This is a genomic window from Streptomyces broussonetiae (assembly GCF_009796285.1).
Classification (GTDB): domain Bacteria; phylum Actinomycetota; class Actinomycetes; order Streptomycetales; family Streptomycetaceae; genus Streptomyces; species Streptomyces broussonetiae.
In genome coordinates this window covers 7,892,260-7,918,788 of record NZ_CP047020.1, presented here as the reverse complement: position 1 = coordinate 7,918,788, position 26,529 = coordinate 7,892,260, and the positions used below count along the sequence as shown (strand labels likewise).

Here is a 26,529-nt window from a genome sequence, read left to right as displayed (position 1 = left end):
AACTTCCGCCCCTTGCCTGCCATGACCCTCAACTTCCCCTGCAGTCAGGGTCTCCACGCTACGAGGGGAAGGTCAGTCGGCCTATACCCGTCCTGTGGTAAGACGGCCGTCGCTGCCGTGACGAACGGGCGGCGTCCGCCCTTGTTGCCCTTGCTCCGTCTTGGGTGGGTTTCTTGGAGCGCGGTCGTGCGCGGGGTGTCAGTCGTTGAGGTGGACCGTGATCTCGTTCGGGTCCTTTCCGGTGAGGTAGGCGGCGCTCATGATGTAGGCCGTGTCGCCGCGCAGGGCGATGGAGGTCGGGCCCTGCAGCCCGTCGGCGGCGGTCAGGACGGTGGTGTGGGTGCCATCGGGCTGAACGAGGGCGACCTGGTCGACGGTGTCGAGGACGGCCAGGATCTGGTCGCCGTGGCCGGTGAAGGCGAAGTCGTCGATGCCGGTCAGGCCGGTGGCGGTGATCTGGGCCGGGCCGGCGGTCCCGTCGGGGAGGATCGGGATGCGCGCGATGGTGCCCTTGTCCAGGTTGGTGGCCCAGATCGCGCCGTTGTGGACCTTCAGGCCGTTGGCACCGAGGAATCCGGCCGGGGCCAGTGCGGGGTCGGTGGACCAAGCGGTGGCGGTGCCGCCGGCGGCGGGCACGCTCCAGACGGCGCCCTCGGAGTCGGTGATGTAGAGGGTGTGGGTGCGAGCGTCCAGGGCCAGGCCGTTGGGCAGGCTGTTCGCGGGCAGCGCGGCGATCCGCTCGGGCCGGCCGCCGCGGTGAGGTCGGTGGTGCCGGTGGCGTACAGGAAGTACAGGGTCCCGTCGTGGTCCCGGGTGATGCCCACGGTCAGCGGGAAGCCCAGCGCCGGGGTGTGCACGCCGCCGTCGGCCGGCAGGGGCATGGTGGCAAGGATCCGGACGGCGCCGCCGCGGGTGACCTCGGCGACCTGGCGGGCCTTGGCGAAGGTGACGTACTGGTTGCCGTTGGGGGCCAGGGCGATGTTCTCAGGTGTCTGGCCCGCGGCCAGGTTGAAGTGCACGGCGGTCCGCGGGTGGCCCAGCGGGGCGGACGCGGCCGACGCCTCGGTCGCGCCGATGGTCGCGACCAGACCGGTGGCCACAGCGGCGACCGACACGGCGATCTTGGAGAGCTTGGTGAACATGGTTCCTTCACAGGTTCCGGGCATGCGGCGGCCCGATGCCGACGCACAGGAAATGGATGGGTCCCGCCCCGGGCGCCAGGGGCCACGGCAGGCAGCGGCCGCTACCGGGCCGTCCCCCGCAGGGACTGCTCCGAGTATTCGGTCGGGGTGGAAGGCGCAACCACTCACTGGCGGGGATACGCACCGCGGGGGCTCGCCGCCCGGTGGGGCCGGCGCTGGAATGGACGTCGCCGCACCGGCGATCCGCAACACGGCCCAGCCCCCAGGAGGACCCTTTGAGCACCAGCGTCAGAGAATCCGACCCCTTCGAAGCCCTGGACGCGTCGGAGTTCGCCTTCACCCGCCGGGTGTGGGTCGATGCCGCACCCGACCGGGTCTACGGCCTGGTCAGCAACGTCTCCGCAATCGGCCGGTGGAGCCCGACGGCGAGCGACGTCGCCTTCGACCCCGGCGCCGGACCCGAGACCGGCGCCTGGTTCAGCGGCACGAACCACCGCGACGGCAAGCAATGGACCACCCGGTCCCAGATCGTGACGGCCGTCCCCGGCACCGCGTTCGCGTTCGTGGTCGGCGGCGCCGCCGACGGCATCGTGCACTGGAGCTGGACCTTCCACCCAGCGGGGCGCGGAACCGTCGTCGAGCAGTCCTGGCGACTGCTGCGCCTCGACCCGGTACTCGGCACCGACCGCGCCGACCTGGACCGCCTGCGCGACTTCATGACCGACAGCGTCGACCTCACCCTGCTCTCTCTCGCCCAGTGGATCGCCGAAGAACACCGGCCATGAACACCGGGCCGGCCACTCCGCCGCCGGCGCGTCCACGAGGATCCGACCAGGCGGCGGTGCCTGACACTGGCAGGGAGTGGTCGGCTGCCCGACGGCTGCCCATGCTTGGGGCCATGGACAGACGACGACAGCTCGGCGAGTTCCTGCAGACCCGCCGCGCACAGCTGCGACCGGAAGACATCGGCCTGCGGGTGTTCGGCGATCAGCGCCGGGTCCCGGGGCTGCGGCGCGAGGAACTCGCACTGCTGGCCGGGGTCAGCGCCTCGTACTACTCCCGGCTGGAACAGGGCCTGTCGTCCAACGCCTCCCCGCAGGTCCTGGGCGCGATCGCCCAGGCCCTGCGTCTGAACGACGCCGAGCGCCGGCACCTGCACGCCCTGGCCGACGGCGCGAAGACACAGCCGACCGGACGCCGACCGGCACCGGAGAAGGCAGGCCCGGCGGTGCGGCAGCTGCTGGACACCCTGGCGGACGTCCCGGCCCTCGTGCTCGGCCGGCACAGCGACGTCTTGGCGTGGAACCGCGCCGGACACGCGCTGTTCGCCGGACATGTGGACACGGGCGGCCCCAACCGCCCCGGGCAGCGGCCGAACATGGCCCGCCTGGTATTCCTGGACGGGCACACCCGCGAACTGTACGAAGACTGGCAGGCCAAGGCCCGGGCCGTGGTCGGGACGCTGCGCCTGGCCTCCGGTCGGTTCCCGAACGACCCGGCGCTGGCCGCGCTGGTCGGAGAGCTGTCAGTGCACAGCGCCGAGTTCGCGGGCCTGTGGGCCGACCACCGGGTCAAGGCCGGCGACACGGCGCTCTACCAGATGCGCCACTCGCTGGTCGGCGCCATGACCGTCACCCAGCAGGCCCTGCGTACCGAACAGGACCAGCACGTCGTCATCGCGACCACCGAGGCCGGCTCGCCATCGCGGGCCGCGATGACCCTCCTGGTCCACACCGCGGCCACCAGCCCGGACCGCTCCGAGCCGGCCATCGAGGAATCCCGCGCGGTGCCGCTGCCCGAGTAGCGGGCTCCCGGCACCCCTCCCCTTCTCCGCCCTCCTGTCTCACCCACCCCCTTGCCCAGGCCACGGCACGCGCGTCTTTCGCGTGCCCGAGGCGGAGCGGCCGCGGCAACCGGTCGTCGTCCCCGGCGGCCGGCGGGTCTCGGCGCTGGACCGCTACGGCGCTCGCCGCGCGACATCTCGCCGCGCGGGTGGTCAAGACGCCGGAGCGGTGCGACGCGCTGAAGACGGGCGGCGGGCCGACCTGGGACCTGTCCTCGATACTGCACGGCATCGTCAAGCCGTCGTAAACGCCGGCGGGCAGTCCGAGCGGTCGGCGGACATCTCGTGGACGCACTTGGCCAGGATCGCTACCAAGCGCGTGGTGGTCTCGTTGGATGGCGCGGCGCGGTCATCGCTTCCGCAACAGGCGCCTGGCTCCGGCTGTCCGCCCCGTCCCGTGGGGATCCCGGAGTCTCGGTGCGTCCCGCCTGCCGCGCGGCCGGGAGGGAAGTCGGAACACCGGCCTGGGCGAGGAGGCACAGCGCTGCCGCTGACGTGGTGCCGGCATCGGCGGTCGCCACGACTATGCGCTGGCCCTCCTCCTGCGGGACGTTCAGGGTCTGGAGGTTGAGCTGCATGCGGCCTACGAGCGGATGGTGCATGCGGTACGTCGCAAGGTCCCACTTCCTGACTCGGTGTTCGGACCACATCGTGGCGAACTCCGCACTCCTCATGGCCAGTTCACCGATCAGCGCGGCCAGCCGCGGGTCGTCCGGATGCTGCCCGACGGCGAGCCGCAGCTTTCCCACCACGTCCCTGGCCTTCTTCGGCCAGTCCACGTCGTAGAGGTCCCGGGTGTGTGCGTCCAGGAAGACCAGCCGGGCCGTGTTCGGGCGCCGGTCGGGCTGATCGGGGATGTGCGGGTCCAGATGCCCGGCGAACAGGGCGTGTCCCGTGCGGTTCCAGGCCAGTACGTCGCTGCGGCGCCCGAGCACGACCGCGGGTGCGTCGCCGAACGCGCCGAGCAGCTGCTGGGTCGTGTCGCCCGCCCGCTCCGGCACGGGCCTGCGCCGCATACCGGTGCGGCGCGAGGCGCGGGCCAGGTCGTGCAGATGGGCCCGCTCCACCTCGTCCAGCCCGAGGGCACGAGCCAGCGCGTCCAGCACCTCCGGTGAGGCGTTGAGCGAGAGCCCCTGCTCCAGCCGCGTGTAGTAGGACAGGCCCACCCCGGCGAGCTGTGCCAGCTCGTCGCGGCGCAGACCCGGCACGCGACGGCGTTCTCCGAAATCCGGGAGTCCTACGTCTGCCGGCTGCAACTGCGACCGGCGGGTCTTGAGGAACTCCCCCAACCGCGGCTTCTTGTCCATGCGCCGAGTATCGAGCACCAGGACGCCAGGCAGCCTGCCCCTGGCAGGGGCAGGCTGCGAGCGGCCGGCGCCAGCACACTCGGAGCCCACGAGCAGGACGCAGGTCCGCCCCGCAACGGAACTCGGGAGGGGGGTGGGCGACCGGCGCCACCGGCCCGGAACCCGGTACGGCGACTTCGCCGCCTGCGGGGCCCGGCTTCGGCTCGGCCCGACTCACTTGGCCACGGCATCCCCGCCCACCACGTCCCGGACGCGATGTCCGGCGTACCGGCCGGACCGCGTCTCACGAAAGGGAAACAACATGTCTGCGCTGTACACCACCGAGGCCCTGTCGACCGGTGACGGTCGCAATGGCGAAGTCCGGTCCCTCGACGGCGTCCTGGACGAAGTCCTGGCGGTCCCGAAGGAGATGGGCGGCCCCGGCGGCGACAAGACCAACCCGGAGCAGCTCTTCGCCGCCGGATACGCCGCCTGCTTCCACAACGGACTGCGCCTGATCGCGCGCGGGCAAGGGGTCGAACTGTCGGCCTCGACCGTGCAGTCGAAGGTGGGTCTGCTGGCACGGGAGGCCGGCGGTTTCACCCTGGCCGTGTCGCTGACCGCGCACCTGCCGGGCCTGGAGCAGTCCACCGCCGACCAGTTGATGAAGGCCACCCATGAAGTGTGCCCGTACTCCAACGCCACCCGGGGCAACATCGAGGTGACCCTCACGGCCACGGTCCACTAAGGGACTTCGGGCGGCTGATGCCCCGAAGAGACTCAGCGGCTGTCGTCACCGCGTGGTGGCGACAGCCGTGCCCACCATGCCCGTTGGCCACGACAGCCGGGGGGCTGTTCGGCCGGCGGGACTCTCCCCGTCGGGCCGCCCGGCAACCCCGGCTTCACGAGCGGCGTCGCGGAACAAGCCACGGCCCAGCAGGGCAGACAGCGCAGTACAGGAATACCGCCGTACCCGGCCTACGCCCCCGGCTCACCCCAGCCTCCGCCCGCACCGCGGCACCCGACGTTCCCGGACTCCGCCAGCCAGGACCCCAGAGTGGACTGGGCAAGGTACACAGGGGACGAGAGCCCAACGGTCACCCTCACCACCTATCACGGTGCAGGGGCGTTCGACACCCTGATCTTGCGCATGCCGCGCATGGGGGAAGAAGAGCCGAACCTCGACCGTCCCGCTGAGGCAGTGGCGGACCGCGGTCGGCGGCGGTAGACCGCCCACCGCGAAGCCTTGGCCTGAATGTCGCGCTGCGCTTTAGGAGCGGATCACAGGGAGTCCCGGCCGGCGAACCGGACGACCACGCCCCGGGTAACCGCCCCGGCACCGGCGGCGGCATTCCGGGCGGCTTCCGTTGTGCCGCCCGGATTGATCAGCCCCGGGACCGACTGATCTGATGCGACGAGTTGGTGACGGCCTGGTGTGCGTGAGGGTCCACCTGAACCGACGACTGGTCCGCCCGGCGAACGCGCTGTCAGGCAGGCATCTCCACGGTGGCCGCCACCAGGTCGGTCTCCTCGGGGAAGCACTGGAAGATGCACCTGACGGTCGGCGACTCGTACCTCCCGCAGTCCATGGACTGCTACGTCGTCAACGACGGCAAGGCGTACAAGAAAGGGGCGCCGGCCCGACTGGCAGTTCGGGCCGAAGGACCTCGACTGGAAGGCCCTGGACCAGCTGACCACGGACCCGGCGAAGCTGCTCCAGCTGCTCCAGACTCCGCCGAGGCCCGGGAGCATCTCCCCCTTCGACCACACCGTCACCCTGCTCGGCGGTCCCCGGCGAGCCCGAAACTGCGGGCGGGGCTGTTCAAGAGACCGGACCAGCGGGGAGGTCCTCGAACGGCTGAGGGCGCCTGGGGGCGTACAGCGCCTCCAGGCGCCTTCGGTCAGTTGTTCCTGCTCCTGACGATCAGTGGGCGGTCATGTGGGCGAGGGTCTGCTCGGCGCTGTCGGGGGCGAAGGCGCCGTCGACGCCTTCGGCGGCTCCCTCGGCCGCTTCGACGGAGCGGGGGATGAGGATCTCCTCGTAGGCGGTGACGGCGTCGTCGGCAGTGGCGTGTTCGGTGAGGGCCTGGGCGAGGTCGGCGCCGTCGCGCATGGCGAGGTTGGCGCCCATGCCGGAGAAGAAGGGGGACATCAGGTGGGCGGCGTCGCCCAGCAGGGTGACGCCGGGGGTGGGTTCCCAGGTGTGGGGGACGGGCAGGGCGAACAAGGGGCGGCCCACCGAGGCCACGCACTGGATCGAGGTACGCGCCGTCGTCGCCCGTATCGCCGCGGACCACGCCCTCTCCGCCCGGCTGTGGCTGACCGCCGCCCGGTTCCACGCCTCTTCGGCACGCCGGGATCTCCCCAGCGCGCGCACCTGCCTCGACCACGCCTACCAGGAGTGGCGCGGCGTGACGGACGAAGACGTCATCGACGAACTGGCCTCGACTTTACGGGCAATGTGCCGACAGGACCCGTACTACACCAGCCTGGACAGACACCTGCTGCACAAGACTGCTCACTCCCATCAGGATTGAACGTCATGGCGCCGCACGAAGCTGTGCGGCCTCGTGGCGCAGTGCCTCCACGGTGGCCGTCACTTCGGGAGAGCGGTCGCGGACCGTGACGGCCACGACGGCTCGGCCGAGCCAGGCGGGGTCGTCGACGCGGACCGTGCGGACGCCGGTGGGGATCGCGGCGGCGGCCACTTCGGGAAGTACGGCGATGCCCAGGCGGGCGGCAACAAGGCCCAGGCGGGTGGGCCATTCGCGGGCGGCATAGGCGATCCGCGGGTTCTCGATGGTTGGCCAGGCGCCGAACTGGGGGTCGCCGCGCAGGCCCTTGCCGACGATCCAGGGTTCGTCCCTCAGTTCGGTCACCGGGACGGGCCCGCGGCCGGCGAACCGGTGGTGCTCGGGGACGGCGAGCAGGAGACCGCCGTCTAGGAGCAGGTCCCGGGACAGGCCCTGGAAATCGTATGCGGGCAGGTCCGGCCCCACGCCGATCACCGCGACGTCGATGCGGTGAGCGCGGAGCTGGCGAAGCTGCGTGGGCGAGGACGCCTCGCCGAAGTCGACGATCAGACCCGGGTGGTCGTTTCCCAGGCGAGCCAGTGCCCTGGGGACGAGCACGGCGGCGGCCGAGGGGAACGCCGCGATGGCGACTCGTCCGGTGACGTGGTCCTGCAGTCCGGCGAGGTCTGTGCTGACGGCGTCGATCTCGTTGAGGGCCGTCGCGGCTCGGCGGGCGAGCAGCATGCCCGCGGGAGAGGGGGCCACCCCGCGTGCGCCCCGGACGAACAGTGGGGCGCCCGCGGCGGCTTCCATCGCCGCCACCTGACGGGACACCGCTGACTGCGTGTACCCGAGTGCGTCGGCCGCGGCGGTGAACGATCCGGTGTCGACCACTGTCTGGACGACTCGGAGACCGGTGAGGGTGAAGTCGGCCATGCGGCCATCCTGACGCATTCCGAAAACGCATGTCTTCCATGAAAGGGCTTCGCTGGTGGAATACCTGTATCGGCGGCACGGTGGAGGAGCAACAGCAAGCAATCCGCGCACAGGGAGCACCGGTCATGGCGAAGACGTGGTTCATCACGGGCAGTTCGAGGGGGTTCGGCCGCGAGTGGGCAGAAGCGGCGCTCGAACGCGGCGATCACGTCGCGGCGACGGCTCGGGACATCAGCCTGCTGACCTCATTGGCCGAGCGGTACGGGGACGCGGTACTGCCGGTCAGGCTCGACGTCACCGACCGCGCCGCGGTGCATGAGGCGGTGCAGCTCGCCCACTCGCATTTCGGTTCGCTGGATATCGCGGTCAACAACGCCGGCTACGGGCATTTCGGCATGGTCGAGGAGCTGGACGAGGACGGCCTCCGGGCTCAGGTGGAGACCAACTTCTTCGGCGCGGTGTGGGTCACGCAGGCCGTGCTGCCTCTCATGCGGTCGCAACGCTCGGGAAGGATCCTGCAGGTGACCAGCGAGGGAGGCGTACGTGCATTCCCCGGCATCGGCGCGTACCACGCCTCCAAATGGGCTCTTGAAGGGCTGTCGGAGTCCCTGGCGCAGGAAGTGGCGGCCTTCGGCATCCACATCACCAACGTCGAGCCCGGCCCCTATGCCACCGACTGGCTGGCTCGCGGGGCACGGCACAGTGCGCGGCACCCGGACTACACCGAGGTCCACGCGGCCACCGCGCAGGATTTCGAGGTGGGCGACCCGCGCGCGACCCGCGAAGCGATTCTTCGGATCGTCGATGCGGAGCGGCCTCCGCTGAGGATCTTCCTCGGCAAGTCCTTCACCGACGTCGCCGCTCTCTACGAGGAGCGTCTGAGCACCTGGCGCCAGTGGCAGCCGGTCTCCCTGGCTGCGTTCGGCTGAGCGGGAGCGCCGACTGTCAGTGGTGGGCGTTCATGCGGGCCAGGACCTGCCCGTCGCTGTCGCGCATGGCCAGGTTGGCGTCCGCACGACGCGCTCCGACGATCTCCAACGGCACGGCACAGGCCGGCAGGTACGCCTCCGTAAAAGGCTGCTGGGCTTACTTGCCGGAGCCGACGTGGTAGCCGACCGGGTCGACGTAGACGTCCGGAGCGTTGCCACTGGACGCGGCGATGGTGAAGGCGAGACCGTTGAGATTCACGATCTCCGAGACCTTCTCGTTGGGCGGGGTGACGGAGAGCCGGGTGTACTTCTTGCCGGAGCCGCTGGTGTCCGGGATGTAGCGGACCAGGAAGCGGGTCTCCTCGCCGGGCCCGATGGTGACGGTGGACGCCGAGGCGTCGGTGCGGGCGGCGTCGGGCCCGGTGTCGCCCAGTCCATCGGGGCCCACGAGCTGGACACCCGGGAAGCCGTGCATGCTGCACTTGCCGGAACCGGTGTTCTTCAGGTTGACGACTATCTCGTTCTTGGTCCCGCTGGCGGAGGCGCTGAAGGCGAGATGGTCGGTCTTGCACATGGAACTCGACGTCGAGGTCTGGGTCTTGGCGGAGAGCTCACTGCCCTTGCTGGAGCCGCTGGGACCGCTGGAACCGGACGAGGAGGAACCCGAGGTCGAGCCCTGGCCGCCGGTGGAGGAGCCACCGCCGGTGGAGGAGCCGCTCGCGGTGGTGGACGCGCTCGTGTTGGCAGAAGCGCTCGATCCGTCGCCGCTGCCGCACGCGGTCAGCGAGAGGCCGGCAGCAGCGACGATGAGGGCGAGGGCGGGCATCTTCTTGACGCGCATCGGTACTCCTGGGAAGCGGTGTCGTATCGGCCGCTCGCTACGGCTTAGCGGCTTCGGTTGTTTCATAGGAGGCCGGCGCCGGGCCATGCGTTGCCGTCAAAGTTGCACCAAGACACCGCTGTGACAAGCGAGTTGACACGCCGTTACGGGAAAGCGGAGAAACACGGACAGAGCGGGCCCATCGCAACGGCTGCTGGGCCCTGAAGGCACACGCGGTGAAGTCGACCGCGTAACCACCCGGCCTTTCTCGCCGGTTTTTGCGTCCTGCCGGAGGGCGTAGGGGAGCAAGCCACCGGACTTCCGTGGAGGAGTACCGGCAGACCGGCCGAACTGAGCAAAGATCCGTCGGCAGGGGGGCCGGCACTGCGGGGCGCCGCCCGGGGCCGAGTCGGACCAGCAGCTGAGCGCCGGTGTCGGCTGCCGAGCTGAGGAAGCCTCCCATCACGATCCACACGGGCGGGCCTGCCCCCGCCATGACGCGACTGTGAGGAGAGGGACGACGTCGTGTCCACCCCTCGGCCGGGCCGTCAGGACCAGTGCCACACCTGGTCACGCTGCCCGCGCATCCCCAGCCCTGGACCCGCTGGCCGTCCGGCCCGGAGGTGGAGGCTTCCGCATCCAGACAGAAGCCGTCCGGGACGCTGACCAGCGTTCCGCCGCCGCCCAGCTGCCACGTCCGGGCGCTCAGCCCGTCGCAGCTCGTGGCCTGTATCTCCTGGCCGTTCTGGCCGGTCGTGCCGGTGCCGGCGTCCAGGTAGAGATGGCTGCCCCGATTCACGGCGCGGTACCGAGTGCCCTGGCCGGCCACACGGTACAGGGCCCAGTTCTGGGCGTCCGTGCCGTTGCACCCCCACACCTGGACGTCCGAGCCGCGGTTGTCGAGACACCGGGCGACCGAGGCGGCGTTGACGCTCTCGGTCACCGTGACCGAGCCGGCCTGGACGGTTCCGCGGGGCAGGGCGTACAGGGGCTTCTTGGTCTGCGCGCCGGCCTTGCCGTCGACGGTGAGGCCGGCCTCGGTCTGGAAGGCCCTGACCGCGGCGACGGTCGGGACGTCGAAGTCCCCGCTGACCGGGACGTAGAGGCCATGGCCGTCGAGGAGGAGTTGCAGGGCCTTGACGCAGGCGCCGGTGGTTCCCGACGTGAGCTCGGCGGAGCACTCGGCGTGCGGAGGTCCGGTGTCCCGGAACCCTGCGTGGTGGGGTCCTTCGTTGCCGCCGCACTCGGCGACTGTTTCGCCGACTGGTCCACCTGCGACGGGGAGGACGTCGGCGCCTTCTGTGAACTGCTGCGCGTTGAGGCCGGGTTGTCCGTCACGGTCGCCGACGTGTCCGGCCCGGGGGCGGCCGTCGTGGAGGAGTGACTCTGTGGCAACAGTGCCACGATGACGGCCACGGCGACCGCGACACCCACCGTGGCAGGGACGACGGCCCCGTCCGATCGGGGTGTCCAACCTCGACACTGACATCGGCTTGGACTGCCAGGAGTTGAGTTCCCGGCAGGACGGATGACCCATCGCACGGTTCAGGGGCACACCGATGCGCGGCTCCGTTTCCGGGGCGGCGGGCCCTACTCTGATCCTCGTGAAGCAGGCCGGCGCTGGGAAGGATGATCGGCGATGACGCCCCTGAGCACCGGGGACCCGGAGTCCATAGGCGGGTACACCCTTCTGGGTCGGCTCGGGGCGGGCGGCATGGGAGTCGTCTATCTGGGGGTCTCCGCCTCGGGACGGCAGGTCGCAGTCAAGCTCGTGCACGGGCCGTATGCCCAGGAGGAGGAGTTCCGGACGCGTTTCCGGCAGGAGATCGCGGCAGCGCGCAGAGTGAGCGGAGCCTTCACTACGCCCGTCGTGGACGCCGACCCGGACGCCGAACGGCCGTGGATGGCGACGCTCTACGTGCCGGGGTTCACCCTTTCCGAAGTCGTGGAGAAGGACGGTCCGTTGAGCCAGCGGCACCTGCGCGCACTCGGGCTTGGGCTCACCGAGGCGCTGCGCGACATCCACCGGGTGGGCCTGGTGCACCGGGACCTCAAACCGGGCAACGTCCTGATGACCGAGGACGGGCCGCGCGTCATCGACTTCGGCATATCGCGCGCTTCCGACAACCAGAACCTCACCACGACCGGGCGAATCATCGGCACTCCGGCCTTCATGTCGCCGGAACAACTGGCCTCTCCCCGAAAGGTCACCCCGGCCTCGGACGTGTTCTCGCTGGGGTCGCTGCTGGTGTTCGCGGCCGTCGGCACAGGACCGTTCGATGCCGACAGCCCGTACATAACCGGCTATCAGGTGGTGCACGGGACCCCGGACCTCGGCGGGGTACCCGAAGCGCTTCTGGACATTGTCGAGCGCTGCCTGGACAAGGATCCGACCGCACGGCCGGAAGTGACGGACGTACATCGCATGCTCCAGACGCTGCTGGAATCCGACACCACCGGGTCCCCGACGACCGGGCAGTCCGCGCACCTCCGGCGCCACCCCACTTCTCGGAACGCGACCGCCACCTCCGCGGGCGCCACGACCGACACCGGCACCGGCAAGCGACGCCGAGCCCGGCTGCTGCTCACCGGCCTCGGCGCGGCGCTGGCCCTCACGGGGCTGGGTATCGGGGTGGGCGTCTTGGTGTCCGGTCCGGACGCCACCACCGCCTCCGCCCGTGCCGCGTCACTGCCCGACGGCTGGCGGCCGTGGCGCACGGCGCTGCAGTCCGACGTGAAGGGTGTTCCTCTCGACTACGACAGCCCTGGATGCGTGACGGAGGGAAGTGCCCTGTTCTGTGGCGGTACGGGCTTCACGGCCGCCAGGATCGACGCGGCCTCCGGCCGCATCCGGTGGCGGACCGGCACCCGCCCTCAGGGGGCGCAGCCGATCGGCGTCCGCGACGGGCTGGTCTACATGTACGAGGAACCGGACGACAAGACCCGGCGCGTGGTGGCCCTCGACGCCGCTACCGGGCACCGGCGGTGGCAACGCGACATCAACAGGTCCCAGGACGCGGTCCTGTACGACGGCGGACTGCTGACCATGTCCCCCGACTACTCGTCGTTCATGGCCTACGGGCCGTCCGGCAAGGAACTGTGGCGGGCGCCCTCTCTGAACGAGGTCTGCACTCCGTCGGCGCTGGGAGGCGTCCCCTACGCGCTGTGCTCAGCCGGCACCGAGCCCGGCCAGGCCCCGGTCGAGCTGATGAAACTCGGCCCCGGCAGCCTGACCACAACCGCCACGCTGCCCAAGAAGGCGGAAGCGCTCGGCGCAGTCGGCGGGCAACCCCTGTTCCTCGCCCCCCAGACCGCGAAGGACGTGTACGAAGCCGGGTACGAACGGCCGTACAACGCGCTGCTGCAAGTGGCCCCGGACACCGGACAGGTCAGACGGATACCGCTGGCGCATCCGCTGACCGGCACGGCCGCCCTCGTGGACGACGTCGTCTACTTCGTCCGGTCCGACGGGACGGTCACCGCGGTGTCGGCCCACAGCGGCAGACAACTCTGGCAGAAGACGACGGACATGGAGAGTCTGTCCGCGCCCGCGGTGTCAGCGACGTACAAGCGGGTCTACTTCTCCAACCGTTTCGGCCGTCTGCTGGCACTGGACAGCCGAACCGGAGCAGAGGTCTGGCGCACCTCCGCGCTGGACGCCCCCGGAGACAAGGCGCAGGAATACCCGCCGCGCGTGCTGCTCGTCAAGGACGCGATCGTGGCGCTGGCCGGCGACACGGCCTTCTCCCGTAGCCCGAACAGGCCCACCTGACCGGCCGAGGCAACCGCCGCGCACCGTGCGGATCATCCCGCAGACCGCCTACGCCCCCATATAGGTGTGCATCTGCAAGCCGATATGTCGGGACCATCCCACACCCGCAGGTGTCCCACCGCAGCGCAGCGGTCCGGCCCCCGCGCAGTGCCGCCGTGTGGATGCGTGCCCAAAGCGTGCCCATAAGGCGGCCAACCACGGTAAACAGCGGTGCGAAACCAGCCCTTCAAACTGCACCCCGGCGGCGTACCCGCAGGTCAGAAGCCGTGCCGCCATCCAAGCGCCGTCGCTTCCCAAGCTGAGGGCTCCGGCGCCGTGGTCACGCACCGGCTGTCGCGGCTTGCTCTGGTCGACGGCATCAGCAGCGTGTCTGAGCCCGGTGGGGGTACAGCGAGACATACGCGCGCCTGGTCGGTCGGCGCACCCGCCATCGTGGCTGACTTTCGTCGGCTGTGGTTCAGACGTGGGTCCGCCGAACGCCGGTGCACGCGATCAGCCTCCCGCCGTCTTCGGTCAGGAACAGCATGAACGTCCAGGAGCTATCGGTGGCCCTGATCTGCCCCAGGCGAACCAGCTGTTGATGCCGGCCGAGCAGTTCCACGGCACATGCCAGGTTCTTGGTCTCGATTCCCCGGCGGCGCGCATGCCGCAGTCGGCGTCCGTAGATCAAGGCGAGCGACTCAGAAGCCGTAGTCCCCTCCCAGACCACGTGGGAACCGCCGCAGCGGAGCGCAGCCAGAGCGGCCACGGACGCCTCGTCGGCACCAACGAACAGCCGTTCAACTAGTTTCCGCTCCACGCCGCCACCCCCACCAGGATCCTGCTGTACAGCAGCCGGATACAGCAACCACGGCAACCGGTCCCACCCCGTAGCGTCCCCCCGCGCAGCCGAAGCGCGACCTGTAGACCGTCCGTGACCGATCTCGCGAGAGCTACGGATCAGATGGCGCTCGCGCCCTGCCCCACCCGTTGCATCGCCCCCGGTCTTCGACCATCCGAGGAATTCGGCTCATCGGTTCGGGTGACTATCTGCGGCTCCTTCCTCTCTCAGGCATATGCCGCGCGTGAACTGGGCCCTGTAACACGATGAGGCGGTCAGCCGGTCACCGGAGCCGACCGACCGCCCCCACGCGGCGCCTGTTGGCGCCGGAAGAGAAAAGGAGACCGGATGCGCGTACTGCGCGCTTTCGTGGGGAGCGTCCTCGCATCGCTCCTCCTGCTGGTCGGCATCTCACCGGCCACGGCCCACGCAGACCACCTCCGGGCGGGGAACGAAGCCCACTGCCCGACGACGCACCGTAGCCGCGGGAACAACTCCGCGCCGACGACGGCGTACCAGCGCTACTACCTCAACGACTGGCGGCTGGGGCCGACTTACCTCCCCGGGACCGGCGCCCTCGGCAAGATGCTGAGGGGCTATCACCGCACGGACGACACCTCCGCCTACTGGTTCCTCGGATGCTACTGGCAGACGGATCCCCAGACGGGGAAGTCGGGCTGGTGGTATCCCGACAACAACGGCTTCGTGCTGAAGAACGGACAGCCGGTGAAGCACTCCGCGACGCTGCACAAGGGCCAGCTGGTCGACCTCTTCGGCAGCGGCTTCGGTAACTTCCTCGCCCCCGCAGGCACGCCGTACGCCAAGCGCGCCATCCCGCCGAGCAATCTCGACACCTACGTCAACACATACCCGTTCAGCTACCACCTCTACCGGGTCCTGCAGCCGTTCACCGTCGACGCCGGCCCGATCAGGCCCTGGTTCGGCCAGCCCGGCCTGGGCCTCCAGTACGTGACGACACAGACGATCCCCACACTCATCACCGCGCACAAACTGGAAGAAGTGCATGTGAGCTGACGTAACCAGGCCCGGGGTGGCCACGGATCCACGTGGTCGGTGGCCACCCCTGAGGCAGACGATGGGACAGACCCGGTGGACAGCGCAGAACTCGTTGAAAGGCTCCGCGAGGCGGACGTTCCAGAGGCGTTCTACGACATCCCTGGCGTCCACGATGTGCCCATCCAACTGGACGCCTACTACTTCCTGTGTCGTGAAGCCGACGGCTGGACCGTAGGGCTGCGCCAACGCTCTCAGGACAGCGTCATACGGCGTTTCGCCACCGAGACCGAGGCATGCGCATACCTCTACGACACGCTCATCCAGTTGTCCTCTCCCCCCTCAGGGCCGGCGCAACCCCTGGAAGAACTCCTTGCGGACACCGAGGAGATCCAACGGCAGGCGTGGGAAGACTTCGATCGTCGCCGTGGGGCGGCTGACGACGGTTGAATCCTGAGCCGTCGAGAAGCGGCGGAGCACGAGCCATGGCCAGGCCAGCGGGCTTCCATGATGGACCTGCCGGAGAGCTTCGGCTCGGAGGAAGAGGACGAGACCTCTTGAGGCTACATCTGGTGCCGACGCTGGACGTGCCAGATCCGTGCCAGGTCGGGCGGGGAACAGCGGGGAATACCGGGGACTGAGCCAGCGGTCGGCCGGACACCGACACCGCTCCACCCCAGGTCAGCAGAGCGATCGGCCCCGGATCACCTGAGCTTCCCAAGCTGAGGGCCCGGCGCGCACCGGCCTTGACCCGATCGGCCGGTGCTGATCGGCTGAGCCCATGGCCGTGGACCCCAGCGAGTACGAGAAGGCGATGCCGATCGTGGCAGCCCACCTCGCGAAGATCGAGCGGGCGGTTAACCGAACCCGCGCTTCACATGCGGGGCAGCCGTTCGAAGCAGTCCATCAGGCACTTACTGAAGCGCTGCAAGACGAGGTCGCCCAACGCGTCGTCCCCCAGGTCGTCGAGGAGTTGGCGCGCCAGATCTCTGCGGTAGAAGCCGGGCCTTCAGGAGCGGCGGGGTGAATGTCTAACTGCGTGACAAAGCCGACGTACATCGGTGGACGTGCGCGGACGCATACGGGCCATCAGCCCAGGTGACGAGCACAACAGCCCCAGGAAGAGCGCCCAACCAGGTTGCTTCGGGACAAAGCGGTCCGTAGACAAGACGGGGTCAGTCGGACACGCCCAGGTCCTCACGCATGATCCGGCGCATGGCAGTCAGTGCGGGTTCTGCCGCTTTCAGGTCGATGAGCGCCTGATCCGCGCTCTCCCCTTCCCGAGCCAGACCCCGATCAATGCGCTTGGCAGTAGCGTCGATCGCGGCCAGGACGACGTTCAACTCGCGAGATGCCCTGAGTACCGCTTCGGGGACGATCATCTGAGCCTCGGCGTAGCGATCCCGGTAGTCCCGCCGCGCCTCCTCGACCTGGGCGCGGTCGTCGTCGGTGTAGACACCGTCTCGCATGCGATGGAGGGCGTCTTTCAGCACGGTGTGAAAGTGACGGGACGCGCGATTCATAGCGCTGTACCCAGCGCGCCGCTCCTCAAAGACCCGTCTTCCCTCCTCAGCCTGCCTCTCTTCCGCCCGCTGGCGCTTCGTCGTCCAAGTCGTGATCACAGGCGCCAGGAGCGTGCCGAGCACTCCAACGACGGCAGTGACCATGGCGGCAGTCGTGGCACCCATGCGCGCGACCCTAGCGGCTGGCCGCTGTTGCTGGCCCCAGAACCCGTCAGCGGCTCTGGTCAACGGCCCGCTGACATCCATGCTTGACATCAACGACACCAGACAGGGACGCACGCAAGCGTCTCTACGCGGCTGGGAAGACGGTCAGCATCACCGAGCCCCCGGACTCCGGATCGAACTCCTAAAGCGGTGCTCCGAGAGCACCGGCGCCTCCACCCGCTGCGGTCGCTACGCTCGGACTCGTGAGCGAAGCCGCCCGACTCATAGCGAACCACCGAGTCCACGTCGTACCCGTTGTGTTGGCCCTGGCCAATCCACCATGGCAGCGGGACGTGTGACTCGACCCGTCGGCGTTCGAAGACCTGGACCATGTCTTCCATACACTCTTCGACGACTTCTGCGACGCCGACGACCCAGAGCGGTACCTCGGCGTCAGCCTCCGAAGTGACGAAGAGGTCGTCCTGATGAGAGAGCTCGGTGCCGCGCTTAACGCCGCGGCGGCCGAGGCGCCCAACGACACCGACGCGGAGTATCTCCAGGCCTCCGTCTGGCCAGAGGTCGTGGCCATCGCCGGACGCCTTGCTCAAGTCATGGTCGCGAACGACCTAAGGGAACTTGCCCTGCTGCTCGACGAGGCGGCCGTGCCAGACCCATGCCAGATCGTGCGGGAAACCACGGGGAACAGTGGGAAACAGGCAGGCGGAGATTCAGGCTCCGACACGGCATCGCCACAGGTCGGTTCGGCAACCTCTCGTAAACGCCCCTAGCTTCCCAAGCTGAGGGCTCCAGCACCGTTGTCACGGGTCGGTCGTCATGTCTGGCTCCGGTCGACGGCACAAGCAGCGTGGCTGAGCCAGGTCGGGGGGGCCACGAGACATACGCGCGCCCGGCCCGTCGGTGTGCCCACCACCGTGGCTGACTGTCGTCGGCTCGGGTTCAGACCTGGGTCCGCCGCACGCCAGTGCACGCGATCAACCTGCTGCCGTCCTCGGTGAGAAACGACATGAACGTCCAGGTGCCATCAGCAGACCCTTTCGCTGATCAGCGGATCTCGTTGTCGGGGTGCTCGCTGTCGTAGGTCTCACGGGCGCGGGCGATGTGGGCCCGGTGTTCGAGTGACCAGTCGGCAAGTGCCTTGACGAGGTGTGTCAGGCTCGCGCCCGTCTCGGTGAGCCGGTAGTCGACCTGGGCCGGCACGGTCGGATACACGGTCCGAAGGACCAGGCCGTCTCGCTCCAGCCGGCGCACCGTAAGGGTGAGCATGCGCTGGGAGATCCCATCGATGTCGCGCTGAAGTTGCCGGAAGCGCCGCGGGCCGTTGGCGAGCTCGACGATGACGAGAACCGACCACTTGTCACCGACCCGGTCGAGGACGTCGCGGATCCCGCAGTCGGGGTGGTCCCGCTGTCCGCAGGGTTCGAGTTCAGCGGGTTCAGCGGGTTCAGCGGTTACCTCGGTGTGCGTCACTGACACGAAACTGCCTCCTTGTGGGGCGACCTGGGCCGGTTGAAGATCTCACTGTAGTTACTGAAGAGAACCACGGCAGGAGACAGAATCACAATGATCATGGTGACCGGCGCGAACGGGCGGCTCGCCTCTCTCACGCTCCAGGAGTTGGCTGAGCGCCACGTGCCCGCCCTGGGCGGCACTCGATCGCCCGCAGAAGGGCAGCGGCGACTCGACTTCGACGACCCCACGAGCCTCAACCTCACCGGCGTTTCCACGCTGGTCCTCGTCCCGGCGGGGTACGCCGAGGACGACCAGGTCATCACCCGGCACCAGGCAGCTGTAGACGCTGCGGTGCGCAACGGCGTGAGCCACGTGGTGTACACCAGCCTGGCTGGCCACGGTGACCACCTTGGCTTCGCCCTCGCCCATCGGGCCACCGAGCAGCTGATCAAGTCCAGTGGACTTGGGTGGACGGTCCTGCGCAATGGGCTCTACGCCGAACTCTTCGGGGCGCTCCTGACCTGGACCGCTGACGGTGTGGAATCGGCTTTCGGCGACGGAGCGCTCGCCGCTGTGGCGCGGGCGGACCTGGCCGCGGCCGCAGCCGTCGTGGCCAGCAATCCGACCGCGCACGCCGACAAGACCTATGACCTGGTCGGCGAACCGATCACCGCTGTCGGCATCGCCGAATCCCTCGGAGTCGCGCACCGGACCATTGGGCTCGGGGAGTACCGGGCCCAACTCCTCGCTGATGACACGCTGCTGCCGTTCCAGCCGCCGATGCTCGCCTCGATCGCGACCAGCGTCCGCCACGGGTTCCTCAGCACCACCAGCCCCGACCTCGCCCAACTACTCGGCCGACCGCTCACCGACCCGCTCACCGTCGCCACGGACACCGCGGCCGCGATGCGCCGCGACGCCAGCTGACACGGATGGTTCACCGCAGCCCCGCAGGGTCGTACCAGCGGCTGGCGGTGGCCACCCGGTCGGAGGCGGAGTCGGTCCAGCCCCCTGGTAGCCGAGGTCGGGGGTGTCTAGTTAAATTGACACACCCGTTCGCTGTACGGGACTGCTGCACACAGCGGCGGCGACAGGGAGGGCGAGCGTTCGCCGACAAACTGGGCGAGTGCAATCGTGACCATGGCGGCGGCGGTCACCATGCATTCGCCGTGGTGGGCTCGGTGACACCGGCCTGGCCCGTCTGCTCTACGGGCAAGCCCGCGCGCTGCTGGACCAGCACACCGCCCCGGGCGGCCCGGCACCGGCTGGTACCTGCACGAATGGCGCCACTCCGGGCTGACGCATCTGGGCGAGCCGGCCGCGTTCGAGCTGATGCCGGCGGTCGAGTCCCGGCTCAAGAAAGCGGAGAATGTCCGCCTCTGCTTCAAGCCCCCATGATGCGATCGCCGGGCACACCAGCCTGCTCGCGCCCGGCGGCAGCCGACGCTGCGGCCCCCTTTTTCGGCGCGGACCGTTGCGGGCTCCACGCCGGCTGCGCCGTGCTCGACGTCGAGCCAGATGCGCGAATGGCCGTCTTCGCACAAGCCCGCGGCCTGCAGGCCGAGGTGGCGACCTTCGAAGCCTGGGAGCCGGCCGGAGCGCTCGACGCATTGATCGCCGCACGGTCGTAGCACTGGGCAGACCCCGTCGCCGGCGCCGTGAAGGCGGCCCAGGTACGTCCGAACGGACGCCTGCCGATCTTCGGGCGCGTATTCGAGTCGCCTGCCGAGGTGGCCGAGCCGTTCGCGGCTGCTTACCGTCGGGGGGCGCCCGACTCCCCGTTCCGCAATCAGCCGGCGCGACGTCCGTTGGGCATGTACCAAGCAGGGAGCGCGAAGATCGCCGCAACGTCTGGCCTGGACTGGGCAGGGGTGCCTGCACCGGCGTCTGAAGGCCGCCTCGTGGTAGGGGCCGGCCAGTCCCGGGGCTGAGTCTGGTGGAGGTAGGAAATGACACGAAACAGAGGAAATGACCAACAAGTTTCCCGGCCATGAGGTGAGTTGAGAGGTGTGCCGGCATACGGGGAGGGAGCCGCGCCGGCGGGCCGGTGGAGATCGGGATGCCTTGCTGCACCGATATACAGTCGCCCTCGCCGGCCGGTGGCTCGCCGGGTCCCTGGCCTGCGAGTTCGGGGCGAGGCGGGAGTCGTGTCCAAGTGTGCACGCAGAAACGACGGCGGATGCGACACCGGATACGACGGGGCGGACCCCATCACCTGCTCCCGGACGAGTCCAGCTCAACCCGGTGTTCTCCGGTCCGTTCCATCCGCCCCCGGGTGGTCCGCCCATGTGTCCGGCAGGTGGGCGGTGATTGACCGCGGCGGGGGTGACTGCTGCAATAACGGCATGTTCTCCGCGACGTTCCTGGTGATCAGGGCGCACATCGACTTCGGTCGGGTGTGGTCCGCCGCGTGTCGCTGACCGCGCGCCCCCTTCGCCACAATCCGTCCCTACCGTCCCGGAGTCCTTCATGTCCGACCGCACCCCTGGTGTGCCTGTCCGCGTTGATCCACGCGGGCCGCGCTTTGCCGCCGTGCTCACGACCCTCGTTCTGCTTCTCGTCCTGGTCAGCGGCAGCGGCGTGCTGCTCGCGGCGCAGGCCGTCGTCTTCGCCCTTGGCGCGGTTCTGGGGCTGCGCCGGTCCCCGTACGGCTGGCTCTACCGCCGGCTGGTACGTCCCCGTCTCGGGCCGCCGCAAGAACTGGAGGACGAGCGGCCGCCGCGGTTCGCGCAGGCGGTCGGCCTGGGCTTCGCGGTTGCCGGGGCGGCGGGTTACCTGTCCGGTGTCGCCTGGCTCGGCATCGCCGCGAGCGCGGCGGCACTCGCGGCGGCCTTCCTGAACGCCGCCTTCGGCTACTGCCTGGGCTGCGAGTTCTACCTGCTCGCGGTCCGCGGCCGGGCCCGGCTGAGCCACGGGTGAGGCGGCCGTGAGCGATCCGACCGGGTTGATCGTGGCCGCCGTCGTGCTGGCGGCCGCGACGGCGTTCGGGCTGGTCCGTGCCCGTCGCGATGGCAGGCTGCGCGACGGTGGCCGGGGTGACGCGCTGCGGTTGTCCTCCGGTGAGCTGGGTGGGGCACTTGGCGAGCGGGCGACGCTGGTGCAGTTCTCGACGGCCCTGTGCTCGACCTGCCCCGGCACCCGGCGACTGCTGGCCGGTGTGGCCGCCCAGACACCTGGCGTGCGTCTTGTGGAGATCGACGCCGAGACGCGGCTCGACCTGGTCCGCCGCGTCGAGGTGATGCGCACGCCGACGGTGCTCGTCCTCGACCGCGCCGGTCGCGTCGTGCTCCGCGCCTCCGGGGCGCCGAGCCGCGCCGATGTGGTGTCGGCGGTGGAACTGGCTACGGCGGGCTGATCACCGGGTCTGACGGGTCCGGGCTGTGATGAGAGCCTGGGTGGCCGGCTCGGGTTCGAGGCCGAGATCGCTGAGGTGTCTTGCCAGGCGGGTGTAGGCGTGGCGGGCCGCGTCGTTGCGCCCGGAGCCCTGGTAGAGGCGGATGGCGTGCTGGGCGAGGCGTTCGTGGTCGGGGTGGATGGCGCCCAGGTGTTCCAGCAGTGCCAGGACGGCGTCCCGGTCACGTGAGGTGTGCCGGGAGACAGGGTGACCCGCAGGATGGCGTTACGTGGCACCTGGCTGCCGGGCGAGGGCGTCTGCTCACATACCCGGCCGACGGGCGTGCCGGGACGACGGCACACCCGGTACCGGATGGGCGGGATGCGTACGCCGACGGCCTGGGCACTCGCCCGGGCTTCGCTCATCGTCTCGCCGATCAGCGAGGGTGCCCCCACCGGGGAACGAGCAGGAGCGCGGGACCCGGTCATCATGTAGGTGCACACGGCGGCCGTCAGTGACACATCGCCTGGAGTGGCCGGCGGATGCGCAGCCGGGGCACAGGACGCTCTTTCCGCAGACCCCGGGGCAGCGGTTGCTGGGCGTGCCGAACCGTCACAGGCAGAACCGGCAGCGCCGGGAAGACCGCCGTGGCACGGCCTGCCAGTACCTTCTCGACAGCATCGCGCATCCCTTCGGCGGTCTGGTACCGGTCCGCACGATGCTTGGCCCTATTCCGCCTCCTTCGGTGCCGCCTCCTCCAGTGCCTCCTGCGTCGGCCGGCGTCGCGGCCGCGGCTTCGCCTCCGGTACCGCCGGCGAACACGGTTGAGCCCATCGGCGACTGTCCCGCCGGGCGTGCCGTCGTTCCGGCCAGGGACCACTGAGGCTTTCCGCGCGGCCGCTGACGCTGATTCCCCCGGCCGCCGACCGATGAGCCATGCGTCGCGTGAGGGGCTGCGGGTTGCGAGTCCGGCGGCGAGACACTGCACCTTCGTTGGCTTCCCCTGCCCGGCAGTGGAGCGTCGAAGGCGGTCGGCAAGAGGGGCGAACGCGACAGGAGGTGTTCGCTTCCGGTCAGTTGGGGCCGAAGGCCATCAAGGAGGCGCATCGTTTCTCCACAAGCGAATACATGTTCGCCATGCGTTCACCTACCGTCTGTCTCTCGTTCCGGCTTTTCGGGGCCCTCCGGCCTCGGTACTTACAGGGAGTGCAGTCATGGAGTCGTTACGGCATCTCGCTGCCCACCTCGGGCTCGACCTCGCCGCCGTCGGCGTGCTGACCTTCGCCATCTACTATCCGCGCCACCGTCGGCGCGACCTCGTGCCGGCCTATCTCGCCCTGAACACCGGCCTCTTCACCGTCGTCACCGCCCTCGCCGAGGTGCGCAGCGGCGGGGCGGCCCTGGGCTTCGGCCTCTTCGGCGTGCTCTCGATCGTGCGACTCCGCTCCGACGCCGTGCAGCACGAAGAAGTCGCCTACTACTTCACCACCCTTGTCCTCGGCCTGCTCTGCGGACTGCCGAGGCTGCCGTTCGCGCTCACCGGCGGGCTCTGCGCCACCCTGCTCCTCATCGTCTGGGCGGCCGACAGCCCCCGCCTCCTGGCCGACACCCGGCGCGCCGTCGTCACTCTCGACACCGTCCACGAGGACCCGGCCGCGCTCCGCGCCGACCTCGCACGGCGCCTGGGTGAGCCCCTCCACTGGACGGTCATGGAAGTCGACTTCGTCCGGGACCTCACCGTCGTCGACGTCCGCTATCGCGAGAGCACAGCGGCCCCGGCCGGCCGGGGCCCCGTGCCCGCCGCCGGACCCGCCCACCGGACCACGCCCACCTGGGAAAGCGCATGACCACCGCATCGGTCCGCTCCGCCGCTGCGGTCCGCGCCATCGGCGACGCCGCCCACGGCGCCGGCCCGATCTCGCTCGACGAGCTCAACGAACGGGCCGCTCTCCTCGCGCGTTTCGACCACAGCTACCTGGTGCCCGCGGACACCTTCCTGCGCATCGTCGGCCGGCTCACCGACCCGCACCGGCCCGGCGGCCCCTTCCGCGCCCTCGCCATAGACGGCCGACGTGCCTTCCGCTACCACTCCGTCTACTACGACACCCCCGAGCTCCGCTCCTTCCACGACCACCGGCAGGGCCGCCGGCTCCGCTTCAAGATCCGGGAGCGGGTCTACACGGACACGGGTGAGCGGCAGTTCGAGATCAAGGTCAAGGGGCCGCGCGGTGACACCGTCAAACGCCGCCGTCCGTTGACCGGAGCGGCCACCCCGCTCGACCCCGACTGCCGGGGGTTCCTCGCCGACACCCTGCGCACCGCGTACGGCATCGACGCCCCGGCAGCCCTCGAACCGTCCCTGTGCACCGACTACATTCGCGCCACCTTCGTGGCCGACGGCGAGCGCATCACCTGCGACGCGGCACTGGTCTGCGACGACATGCGCACTGGGCGCACCGTGCGGTGCACGGACGACCTCGTTCTCGTCGAGATCAAGACCACCGGGCATCTCACCGAGGCGGACCGCCTGTTGCACGCCCACGGGATACGCCCCGCCATCTTCACCAAGTACTGCAGCGCCTACGCCGCACTGCGACCCGCGCTCCCCGCCTGCCGGTGGCGCCGCGCCGCCCGCCGTGCTTTCGGTGAGGTGGCCCCGGAGCCGGAGTGTTGAACGGCCGGTGAAAGCCCGGTGGCATGACGGGCCCGCCGCCGGGACAGCCCTGCGGCCGGGAGGCGATGTGCGTCTTCCCGGCCGACACCGGGGCCCCGCCGCGCGGATCTTCGCTCGTGGGCGCGCCCGGTGTGGCATGGCCGGCCCCGGCGAGAGGCGCGGCGCATTTCGATGTGCGGACGGCGTGGCGATCCGAGTCTGGCTCGCCGCCTGCGCAGTCGGCCTCACCGTCCAGGACGTGAGGAAACGCAAGCTGGACACCACCGGTGTCGTGATAGCCGACCGCGATGCCGAAGGCATCTGGCGAGTCCTGCCCTGGGCCAGCCTGCTGGTCGGGGCTGCTGGGATCGAGCCGTGGGACAGCGGCCCGGCAGGCCAACCGCTGCAGTAGGGCCAGTCCCCGGCTCGGCCATTCTGAATCCGCCAGTGGGTCCGAGAAGTCTTCCAGCGTACTGAGAGACACCATCAATTATCGCCACACCAGCCGGTCTCGTCGGCCGGCCCGATTCGCGGGCCGTCACGGATGCCCGCAGCACGGAGATGACCCGAATGCCGCCGTTTCGCGGAGGTGAACCGCGATGACTCTGCCCGGCGGTGGAGGGTCCGATGGGCGGCAGGGGGTTGCCGGCCTCGCCGCGCCACAGTGCGTCGCTGAGGGCGTTGCGGACGCGACAAGTGTCGTGGCCGGCTCAGCGGTGTGGGGGGTGGTCGTGCTGGACGCGGGCGGCGGCGCGGACGATGTTGCGGGACATGCCTCCGAAGACGACAGCGTGGAGGGGCTTGATACTCCACCAGTACAGATGGCCCAGCAGGCCGCGGGGGTGGAACAGCGCCCGCTGCCGGTAGCGGACAGGGCCACTGCCGTTGCCGTCCACTCGCATCTCCAGCCAGGCCAGGCCGGGTAGCCGCATCTCGGCGCGCAGCCGCAGCAGCCGGCCGCGTTCGATCTCCTCGACCCGCCAGAAGTCGAGCGAGTCACCGGCCCGCAGCCGTCGGGCATCCCGCCGGCCCCGGCGCAGGCCGACGCCGCCGACTAGGCGGTCGAGCCAGCCGCGCGCGGCCCAGGCCAGCGGAAGGGAGTACCAGCCGTTCTCGCCGCCGATGCCCTCGATGACCTGCCACAGTGCCTCCGGCGCCACGTCCGCCTCGCGTTCGCGGACGTCGGTGTACAGGCTGCCGCCTGCCCAGTCCGGGTCGGTCGGCAGTGGGTCGCTGGGGGCGCCGGGCACGGAGGCCGAGGACCAGCGTGTGGCGACCTGGGCTTCGCGGACGCGCTGCAACGCGAGGGTGACCGCTTGGTCGAAGCCGAGCGGATGGCCGGGCGGACTGGGCAGGTACCGCTCGATGTCCCTCTCCCGGCAGACCACTTCGTGGCGCAGGGACTCCGTGAGCGGGCGGGCGATCGAGGCGGGCACCGGCGTCACCAGGCCGACCCAGTGACTTGACAGTCGGGGTGTGAGCACGGGTACGGGCATGATGAGCCGCCGGGGCAGTCCGGCGACGGCGGCGTACCGCTGCATCATCTCCCGGTAGGTCAGCACCTCCGGGCCGCCGATGTCGAAGGCACGGCTGACGTCGGCGGGCAGACGGGAGCAGCCCACCAGGACGCGCAGGACGTCCCGCACGGCGATGGGCTGGATACGGGTGTGCACCCAGCGCGGGGTGACCATCACGGGCAGCCGCTCGGTGAGGTAGCGCAGCATCTCGAAACTGGCCGAGCCGGAACCGATGATGACGGCGGCGCGCAGGACGGCGGTCGGCACACCCGAGTCGAGCAGGATGCGGCCCACCTCGGCACGGGAACGCAGGTGGGCAGACAGATCCGGCTCCGGAACCCCTTCCGGGGTCAGTCCGCCGAGGTAGACGAGGCGGCGGACGTGGGCCCGACGGGCCTGCTCGCCGAAGACGCGGGCCGCGTCACGGTCGGTCCGTTCGAAGTCGCGGCCGGTGCCGAGGGCGTGCACCAGGTAGTAGGCCACGTCCACGCCGTCCATCGCCCGTGCCACCGACGCGGCGTCGAGGACGTCGCCCCGGACGACCTCCACCCGGTCGGCCCACGGATGGTCGCGCAGCTTGCGCGGTGTGCGCGCCAGGCAGCGCACCCGGTACCCGGCGTGCAGCAGCTCGGGCACGAGCCGCCCGCCGATGTAGCCGCTCGCACCGGTCACCAGACAGGTCAGTGGCTCGTGATTCGTCGCCCCGTCGCCGGTCGTCGTGGTCGCCTCGTCCGCCACCGGTACCGTCCCTGCTCCTCGCTCGTGCGCCGCACCTTGCTTTCCCGGACTTCTACAGTGTTGGTCGTCCAGCGG

29 protein-coding genes and 3 pseudogenes are annotated in these 26,529 nt (G+C 70.0%); 19 read left to right on the top strand and 13 right to left on the bottom strand.

Features of this window, described 5'->3' with window-relative positions; translation table 11 throughout:
- Window positions 1–198: 198 nt before the first annotated feature.
- On the bottom strand, window positions 199–636 hold the full coding sequence (locus GQF42_RS47365) for a hypothetical protein (protein ID WP_325100380.1): 438 nt from the start codon (window positions 634–636) through the stop codon (window positions 199–201).
- A complete protein-coding gene (locus GQF42_RS47360; protein WP_325100379.1) occupies window positions 552–1,142 on the bottom strand; it encodes a hypothetical protein in 591 nt (196 codons plus the stop codon). Before GQF42_RS47360 ends, GQF42_RS47365 begins: the two co-directional genes overlap by 85 nt.
- A gap of 275 nt (window positions 1,143–1,417) precedes the next feature.
- Here GQF42_RS47360 and GQF42_RS36265 point away from each other — a divergent pair, with 275 nt between their 5' ends.
- Window positions 1,418–1,927, top strand: coding sequence for an SRPBCC family protein (locus GQF42_RS36265; protein ID WP_158927006.1), 510 nt, complete (start codon window positions 1,418–1,420; stop codon window positions 1,925–1,927).
- Window positions 1,928–2,040: 113 nt separating this feature from the next.
- Entirely contained in the window at window positions 2,041–2,946 is a 906-nt protein-coding gene (locus GQF42_RS36260) for a helix-turn-helix domain-containing protein (RefSeq protein ID WP_158927005.1), read from the top strand.
- Between the two features lie 347 nt (window positions 2,947–3,293).
- Here GQF42_RS36260 and GQF42_RS36255 read toward each other — a convergent pair whose 3' ends face one another.
- Window positions 3,294–4,292 (bottom strand): helix-turn-helix transcriptional regulator, encoded by a 999-nt coding sequence (locus GQF42_RS36255; protein WP_158927004.1) that lies wholly within the window; start codon window positions 4,290–4,292, stop codon window positions 3,294–3,296.
- 301 nt (window positions 4,293–4,593) lie between these two features.
- Here GQF42_RS36255 and GQF42_RS36250 point away from each other — a divergent pair, with 301 nt between their 5' ends.
- Complete coding sequence (locus GQF42_RS36250) at window positions 4,594–5,019, top strand: organic hydroperoxide resistance protein (RefSeq protein WP_158927003.1); 426 nt, start codon at window positions 4,594–4,596, stop codon at window positions 5,017–5,019.
- A 1,176-nt stretch (window positions 5,020–6,195) separates the two neighbouring features.
- On the opposite strand, the gene GQF42_RS36245 is transcribed toward GQF42_RS36250, so the two are convergent.
- Window positions 6,196–6,498, bottom strand: coding sequence for an FAD-dependent oxidoreductase (locus tag GQF42_RS36245; protein WP_407699514.1), 303 nt, complete (start codon window positions 6,496–6,498; stop codon window positions 6,196–6,198).
- Here GQF42_RS36245 and GQF42_RS46345 point away from each other — a divergent pair.
- Complete coding sequence (locus tag GQF42_RS46345; RefSeq protein ID WP_233273599.1) at window positions 6,473–6,808, top strand: hypothetical protein; 336 nt, start codon at window positions 6,473–6,475, stop codon at window positions 6,806–6,808. The two genes, GQF42_RS36245 and GQF42_RS46345, sit on opposite strands and share 26 nt — an antisense overlap.
- 3 nt (window positions 6,809–6,811) lie before the next feature.
- Here GQF42_RS46345 and GQF42_RS36240 read toward each other — a convergent pair whose 3' ends face one another.
- On the bottom strand, window positions 6,812–7,720 hold the full coding sequence (locus GQF42_RS36240; protein WP_158927000.1) for a LysR family transcriptional regulator: 909 nt from the start codon (window positions 7,718–7,720) through the stop codon (window positions 6,812–6,814).
- Window positions 7,721–7,845: 125 nt separating this feature from the next.
- Here GQF42_RS36240 and GQF42_RS36235 point away from each other — a divergent pair, with 125 nt between their 5' ends.
- Window positions 7,846–8,649, top strand: a complete 804-nt coding sequence (locus GQF42_RS36235; protein WP_158926998.1) for an SDR family NAD(P)-dependent oxidoreductase — start codon at window positions 7,846–7,848, stop codon at window positions 8,647–8,649.
- Window positions 8,650–8,806: 157 nt separating this feature from the next.
- On the opposite strand, the gene GQF42_RS36230 is transcribed toward GQF42_RS36235, so the two are convergent.
- The gene (locus GQF42_RS36230) at window positions 8,807–9,490 is read right to left on the bottom strand and encodes a DUF4232 domain-containing protein (RefSeq protein WP_158926996.1); all 684 of its coding nucleotides are present in this window, start codon (window positions 9,488–9,490) and stop codon (window positions 8,807–8,809) included.
- Window positions 9,491–9,527: 37 nt separating this feature from the next.
- Entirely contained in the window at window positions 9,528–10,601 is a 1,074-nt protein-coding gene (locus GQF42_RS46340) for an RICIN domain-containing protein (RefSeq protein WP_233273830.1), read from the bottom strand.
- Here GQF42_RS46340 and GQF42_RS46335 point away from each other — a divergent pair.
- Together GQF42_RS46335 and GQF42_RS36220 are read left to right on the top strand one after the other, a co-directional pair.
- Window positions 10,578–10,853: a hypothetical protein gene (locus tag GQF42_RS46335; RefSeq protein WP_233273861.1), complete on the top strand. Its 276-nt coding sequence runs from the start codon at window positions 10,578–10,580 to the stop codon at window positions 10,851–10,853. The two genes, GQF42_RS46340 and GQF42_RS46335, sit on opposite strands and share 24 nt — an antisense overlap.
- A gap of 255 nt (window positions 10,854–11,108) precedes the next feature.
- Window positions 11,109–13,241: a protein kinase domain-containing protein gene (locus GQF42_RS36220; protein WP_158926994.1), complete on the top strand. Its 2,133-nt coding sequence runs from the start codon at window positions 11,109–11,111 to the stop codon at window positions 13,239–13,241.
- Window positions 13,242–13,698: 457 nt separating this feature from the next.
- Here GQF42_RS36220 and GQF42_RS36215 read toward each other — a convergent pair whose 3' ends face one another.
- Window positions 13,699–14,040 (bottom strand): hypothetical protein, encoded by a 342-nt coding sequence (locus tag GQF42_RS36215; protein ID WP_158926992.1) that lies wholly within the window; start codon window positions 14,038–14,040, stop codon window positions 13,699–13,701.
- Between the two features lie 369 nt (window positions 14,041–14,409).
- Here GQF42_RS36215 and GQF42_RS36210 point away from each other — a divergent pair, with 369 nt between their 5' ends.
- The 3 genes from GQF42_RS36210 (at window position 14,410) to GQF42_RS36200 (ending at window position 16,102) form a co-directional block, all read left to right on the top strand.
- A complete protein-coding gene (locus GQF42_RS36210) occupies window positions 14,410–15,096 on the top strand; it encodes a TNT domain-containing protein (protein WP_158926990.1) in 687 nt (228 codons plus the stop codon).
- A gap of 39 nt (window positions 15,097–15,135) precedes the next feature.
- Complete coding sequence (locus GQF42_RS36205) at window positions 15,136–15,525, top strand: hypothetical protein (RefSeq protein WP_233273598.1); 390 nt, start codon at window positions 15,136–15,138, stop codon at window positions 15,523–15,525.
- A gap of 331 nt (window positions 15,526–15,856) precedes the next feature.
- Window positions 15,857–16,102, top strand: coding sequence for a hypothetical protein (locus GQF42_RS36200; RefSeq protein WP_158926988.1), 246 nt, complete (start codon window positions 15,857–15,859; stop codon window positions 16,100–16,102).
- 148 nt (window positions 16,103–16,250) lie between these two features.
- On the opposite strand, the gene GQF42_RS36195 is transcribed toward GQF42_RS36200, so the two are convergent.
- Window positions 16,251–16,763, bottom strand: coding sequence for a hypothetical protein (locus GQF42_RS36195; protein ID WP_158926986.1), 513 nt, complete (start codon window positions 16,761–16,763; stop codon window positions 16,251–16,253).
- Between the two features lie 362 nt (window positions 16,764–17,125).
- On the opposite strand from GQF42_RS36195, the gene GQF42_RS46330 reads away from it, so the two are divergent.
- Window positions 17,126–17,530 (top strand): SCO4402 family protein, encoded by a 405-nt coding sequence (locus GQF42_RS46330; RefSeq protein ID WP_407699538.1) that lies wholly within the window; start codon window positions 17,126–17,128, stop codon window positions 17,528–17,530.
- Between the two features lie 274 nt (window positions 17,531–17,804).
- Here the strand turns inward: GQF42_RS46330 and GQF42_RS36185 are convergent, their stop codons facing one another.
- Window positions 17,805–18,236 (bottom strand): winged helix-turn-helix transcriptional regulator, encoded by a 432-nt coding sequence (locus GQF42_RS36185; RefSeq protein WP_158926984.1) that lies wholly within the window; start codon window positions 18,234–18,236, stop codon window positions 17,805–17,807.
- A gap of 87 nt (window positions 18,237–18,323) precedes the next feature.
- Here GQF42_RS36185 and GQF42_RS36180 point away from each other — a divergent pair, with 87 nt between their 5' ends.
- The 5 genes and pseudogenes from GQF42_RS36180 to GQF42_RS36165 all read left to right on the top strand — a co-directional run bounded on the left by GQF42_RS36180 (window position 18,324) and on the right by GQF42_RS36165 (window position 21,567).
- Window positions 18,324–19,139 (top strand): NAD(P)H-binding protein, encoded by an 816-nt coding sequence (locus GQF42_RS36180; protein WP_158926982.1) that lies wholly within the window; start codon window positions 18,324–18,326, stop codon window positions 19,137–19,139.
- 256 nt (window positions 19,140–19,395) lie between these two features.
- A pseudogene (locus tag GQF42_RS46325) lies at window positions 19,396–19,659 on the top strand (site-specific integrase); the annotation flags it as partial.
- Window positions 19,616–20,056 (top strand): annotated as a pseudogene (locus tag GQF42_RS36175) (SAM-dependent methyltransferase); the annotation flags it as partial. The pseudogenes GQF42_RS46325 and GQF42_RS36175, both read left to right, overlap by 44 nt.
- Before the next feature lie 625 nt (window positions 20,057–20,681).
- Window positions 20,682–21,131 (top strand): DUF4395 domain-containing protein, encoded by a 450-nt coding sequence (locus GQF42_RS36170; protein WP_158926980.1) that lies wholly within the window; start codon window positions 20,682–20,684, stop codon window positions 21,129–21,131.
- A gap of 7 nt (window positions 21,132–21,138) precedes the next feature.
- Entirely contained in the window at window positions 21,139–21,567 is a 429-nt protein-coding gene (locus tag GQF42_RS36165; protein ID WP_158926700.1) for a thioredoxin family protein, read from the top strand.
- Here the strand turns inward: GQF42_RS36165 and GQF42_RS47815 are convergent, their stop codons facing one another.
- The gene (locus GQF42_RS47815; RefSeq protein ID WP_407699537.1) at window positions 21,568–21,747 is read right to left on the bottom strand and encodes a BTAD domain-containing putative transcriptional regulator; all 180 of its coding nucleotides are present in this window, start codon (window positions 21,745–21,747) and stop codon (window positions 21,568–21,570) included.
- 119 nt (window positions 21,748–21,866) lie between these two features.
- Window positions 21,867–21,971: pseudogene (locus tag GQF42_RS47810) on the bottom strand (hypothetical protein); the annotation flags it as partial.
- A gap of 789 nt (window positions 21,972–22,760) precedes the next feature.
- Here GQF42_RS47810 and GQF42_RS36150 point away from each other — a divergent pair.
- The 3 genes from GQF42_RS36150 to GQF42_RS36140 all read left to right on the top strand — a co-directional run bounded on the left by GQF42_RS36150 (window position 22,761) and on the right by GQF42_RS36140 (window position 24,611).
- Entirely contained in the window at window positions 22,761–23,393 is a 633-nt protein-coding gene (locus GQF42_RS36150) for a DUF4956 domain-containing protein (protein WP_158926978.1), read from the top strand.
- The gene (locus GQF42_RS36145; RefSeq protein ID WP_158926977.1) at window positions 23,390–24,220 is read left to right on the top strand and encodes a polyphosphate polymerase domain-containing protein; all 831 of its coding nucleotides are present in this window, start codon (window positions 23,390–23,392) and stop codon (window positions 24,218–24,220) included. Before GQF42_RS36150 ends, GQF42_RS36145 begins: the two co-directional genes overlap by 4 nt.
- Before the next feature lie 238 nt (window positions 24,221–24,458).
- Window positions 24,459–24,611: a hypothetical protein gene (locus GQF42_RS36140; protein WP_158926975.1), complete on the top strand. Its 153-nt coding sequence runs from the start codon at window positions 24,459–24,461 to the stop codon at window positions 24,609–24,611.
- Between the two features lie 298 nt (window positions 24,612–24,909).
- Here GQF42_RS36140 and GQF42_RS36135 read toward each other — a convergent pair whose 3' ends face one another.
- On the bottom strand, window positions 24,910–26,454 hold the full coding sequence (locus tag GQF42_RS36135; protein ID WP_233273595.1) for an SDR family oxidoreductase: 1,545 nt from the start codon (window positions 26,452–26,454) through the stop codon (window positions 24,910–24,912).
- Between the last annotated feature and the right edge of the window lie 75 nt (window positions 26,455–26,529).

Excerpts from the sequence above, each read along its gene's own strand:
- GQF42_RS47360 (WP_325100379.1), bottom strand. The coding sequence starts at position 1,142 with ATGTTCACCAAGCTCTCCAAGATCGCCGTGTCGGTCGCCGCTGTGGCC.
- GQF42_RS36260 (WP_158927005.1), top strand. The coding sequence starts at position 2,041 with ATGGACAGACGACGACAGCTCGGCGAGTTCCTGCAGACCCGCCGCGCA.
- GQF42_RS36255 (WP_158927004.1), bottom strand. The coding sequence starts at position 4,292 with ATGGACAAGAAGCCGCGGTTGGGGGAGTTCCTCAAGACCCGCCGGTCG.
- GQF42_RS36250 (WP_158927003.1), top strand. The coding sequence starts at position 4,594 with ATGTCTGCGCTGTACACCACCGAGGCCCTGTCGACCGGTGACGGTCGC.
- GQF42_RS36240 (WP_158927000.1), bottom strand. The coding sequence starts at position 7,720 with ATGGCCGACTTCACCCTCACCGGTCTCCGAGTCGTCCAGACAGTGGTC.
- GQF42_RS36235 (WP_158926998.1), top strand. The coding sequence starts at position 7,846 with ATGGCGAAGACGTGGTTCATCACGGGCAGTTCGAGGGGGTTCGGCCGC.
- GQF42_RS36230 (WP_158926996.1), bottom strand. The coding sequence starts at position 9,490 with ATGCGCGTCAAGAAGATGCCCGCCCTCGCCCTCATCGTCGCTGCTGCC.
- GQF42_RS46335 (WP_233273861.1), top strand. The coding sequence starts at position 10,578 with ATGGCCGTCGAGGAGGAGTTGCAGGGCCTTGACGCAGGCGCCGGTGGT.
- GQF42_RS36220 (WP_158926994.1), top strand. The coding sequence starts at position 11,109 with ATGACGCCCCTGAGCACCGGGGACCCGGAGTCCATAGGCGGGTACACC.
- GQF42_RS36210 (WP_158926990.1), top strand. The coding sequence starts at position 14,410 with ATGCGCGTACTGCGCGCTTTCGTGGGGAGCGTCCTCGCATCGCTCCTC.
- GQF42_RS36200 (WP_158926988.1), top strand. The coding sequence starts at position 15,857 with ATGGCCGTGGACCCCAGCGAGTACGAGAAGGCGATGCCGATCGTGGCA.
- GQF42_RS36195 (WP_158926986.1), bottom strand. The coding sequence starts at position 16,763 with ATGGGTGCCACGACTGCCGCCATGGTCACTGCCGTCGTTGGAGTGCTC.
- GQF42_RS36180 (WP_158926982.1), top strand. The coding sequence starts at position 18,324 with ATGATCATGGTGACCGGCGCGAACGGGCGGCTCGCCTCTCTCACGCTC.
- GQF42_RS36170 (WP_158926980.1), top strand. The coding sequence starts at position 20,682 with ATGTCCGACCGCACCCCTGGTGTGCCTGTCCGCGTTGATCCACGCGGG.
- GQF42_RS36150 (WP_158926978.1), top strand. The coding sequence starts at position 22,761 with ATGGAGTCGTTACGGCATCTCGCTGCCCACCTCGGGCTCGACCTCGCC.
- GQF42_RS36145 (WP_158926977.1), top strand. The coding sequence starts at position 23,390 with ATGACCACCGCATCGGTCCGCTCCGCCGCTGCGGTCCGCGCCATCGGC.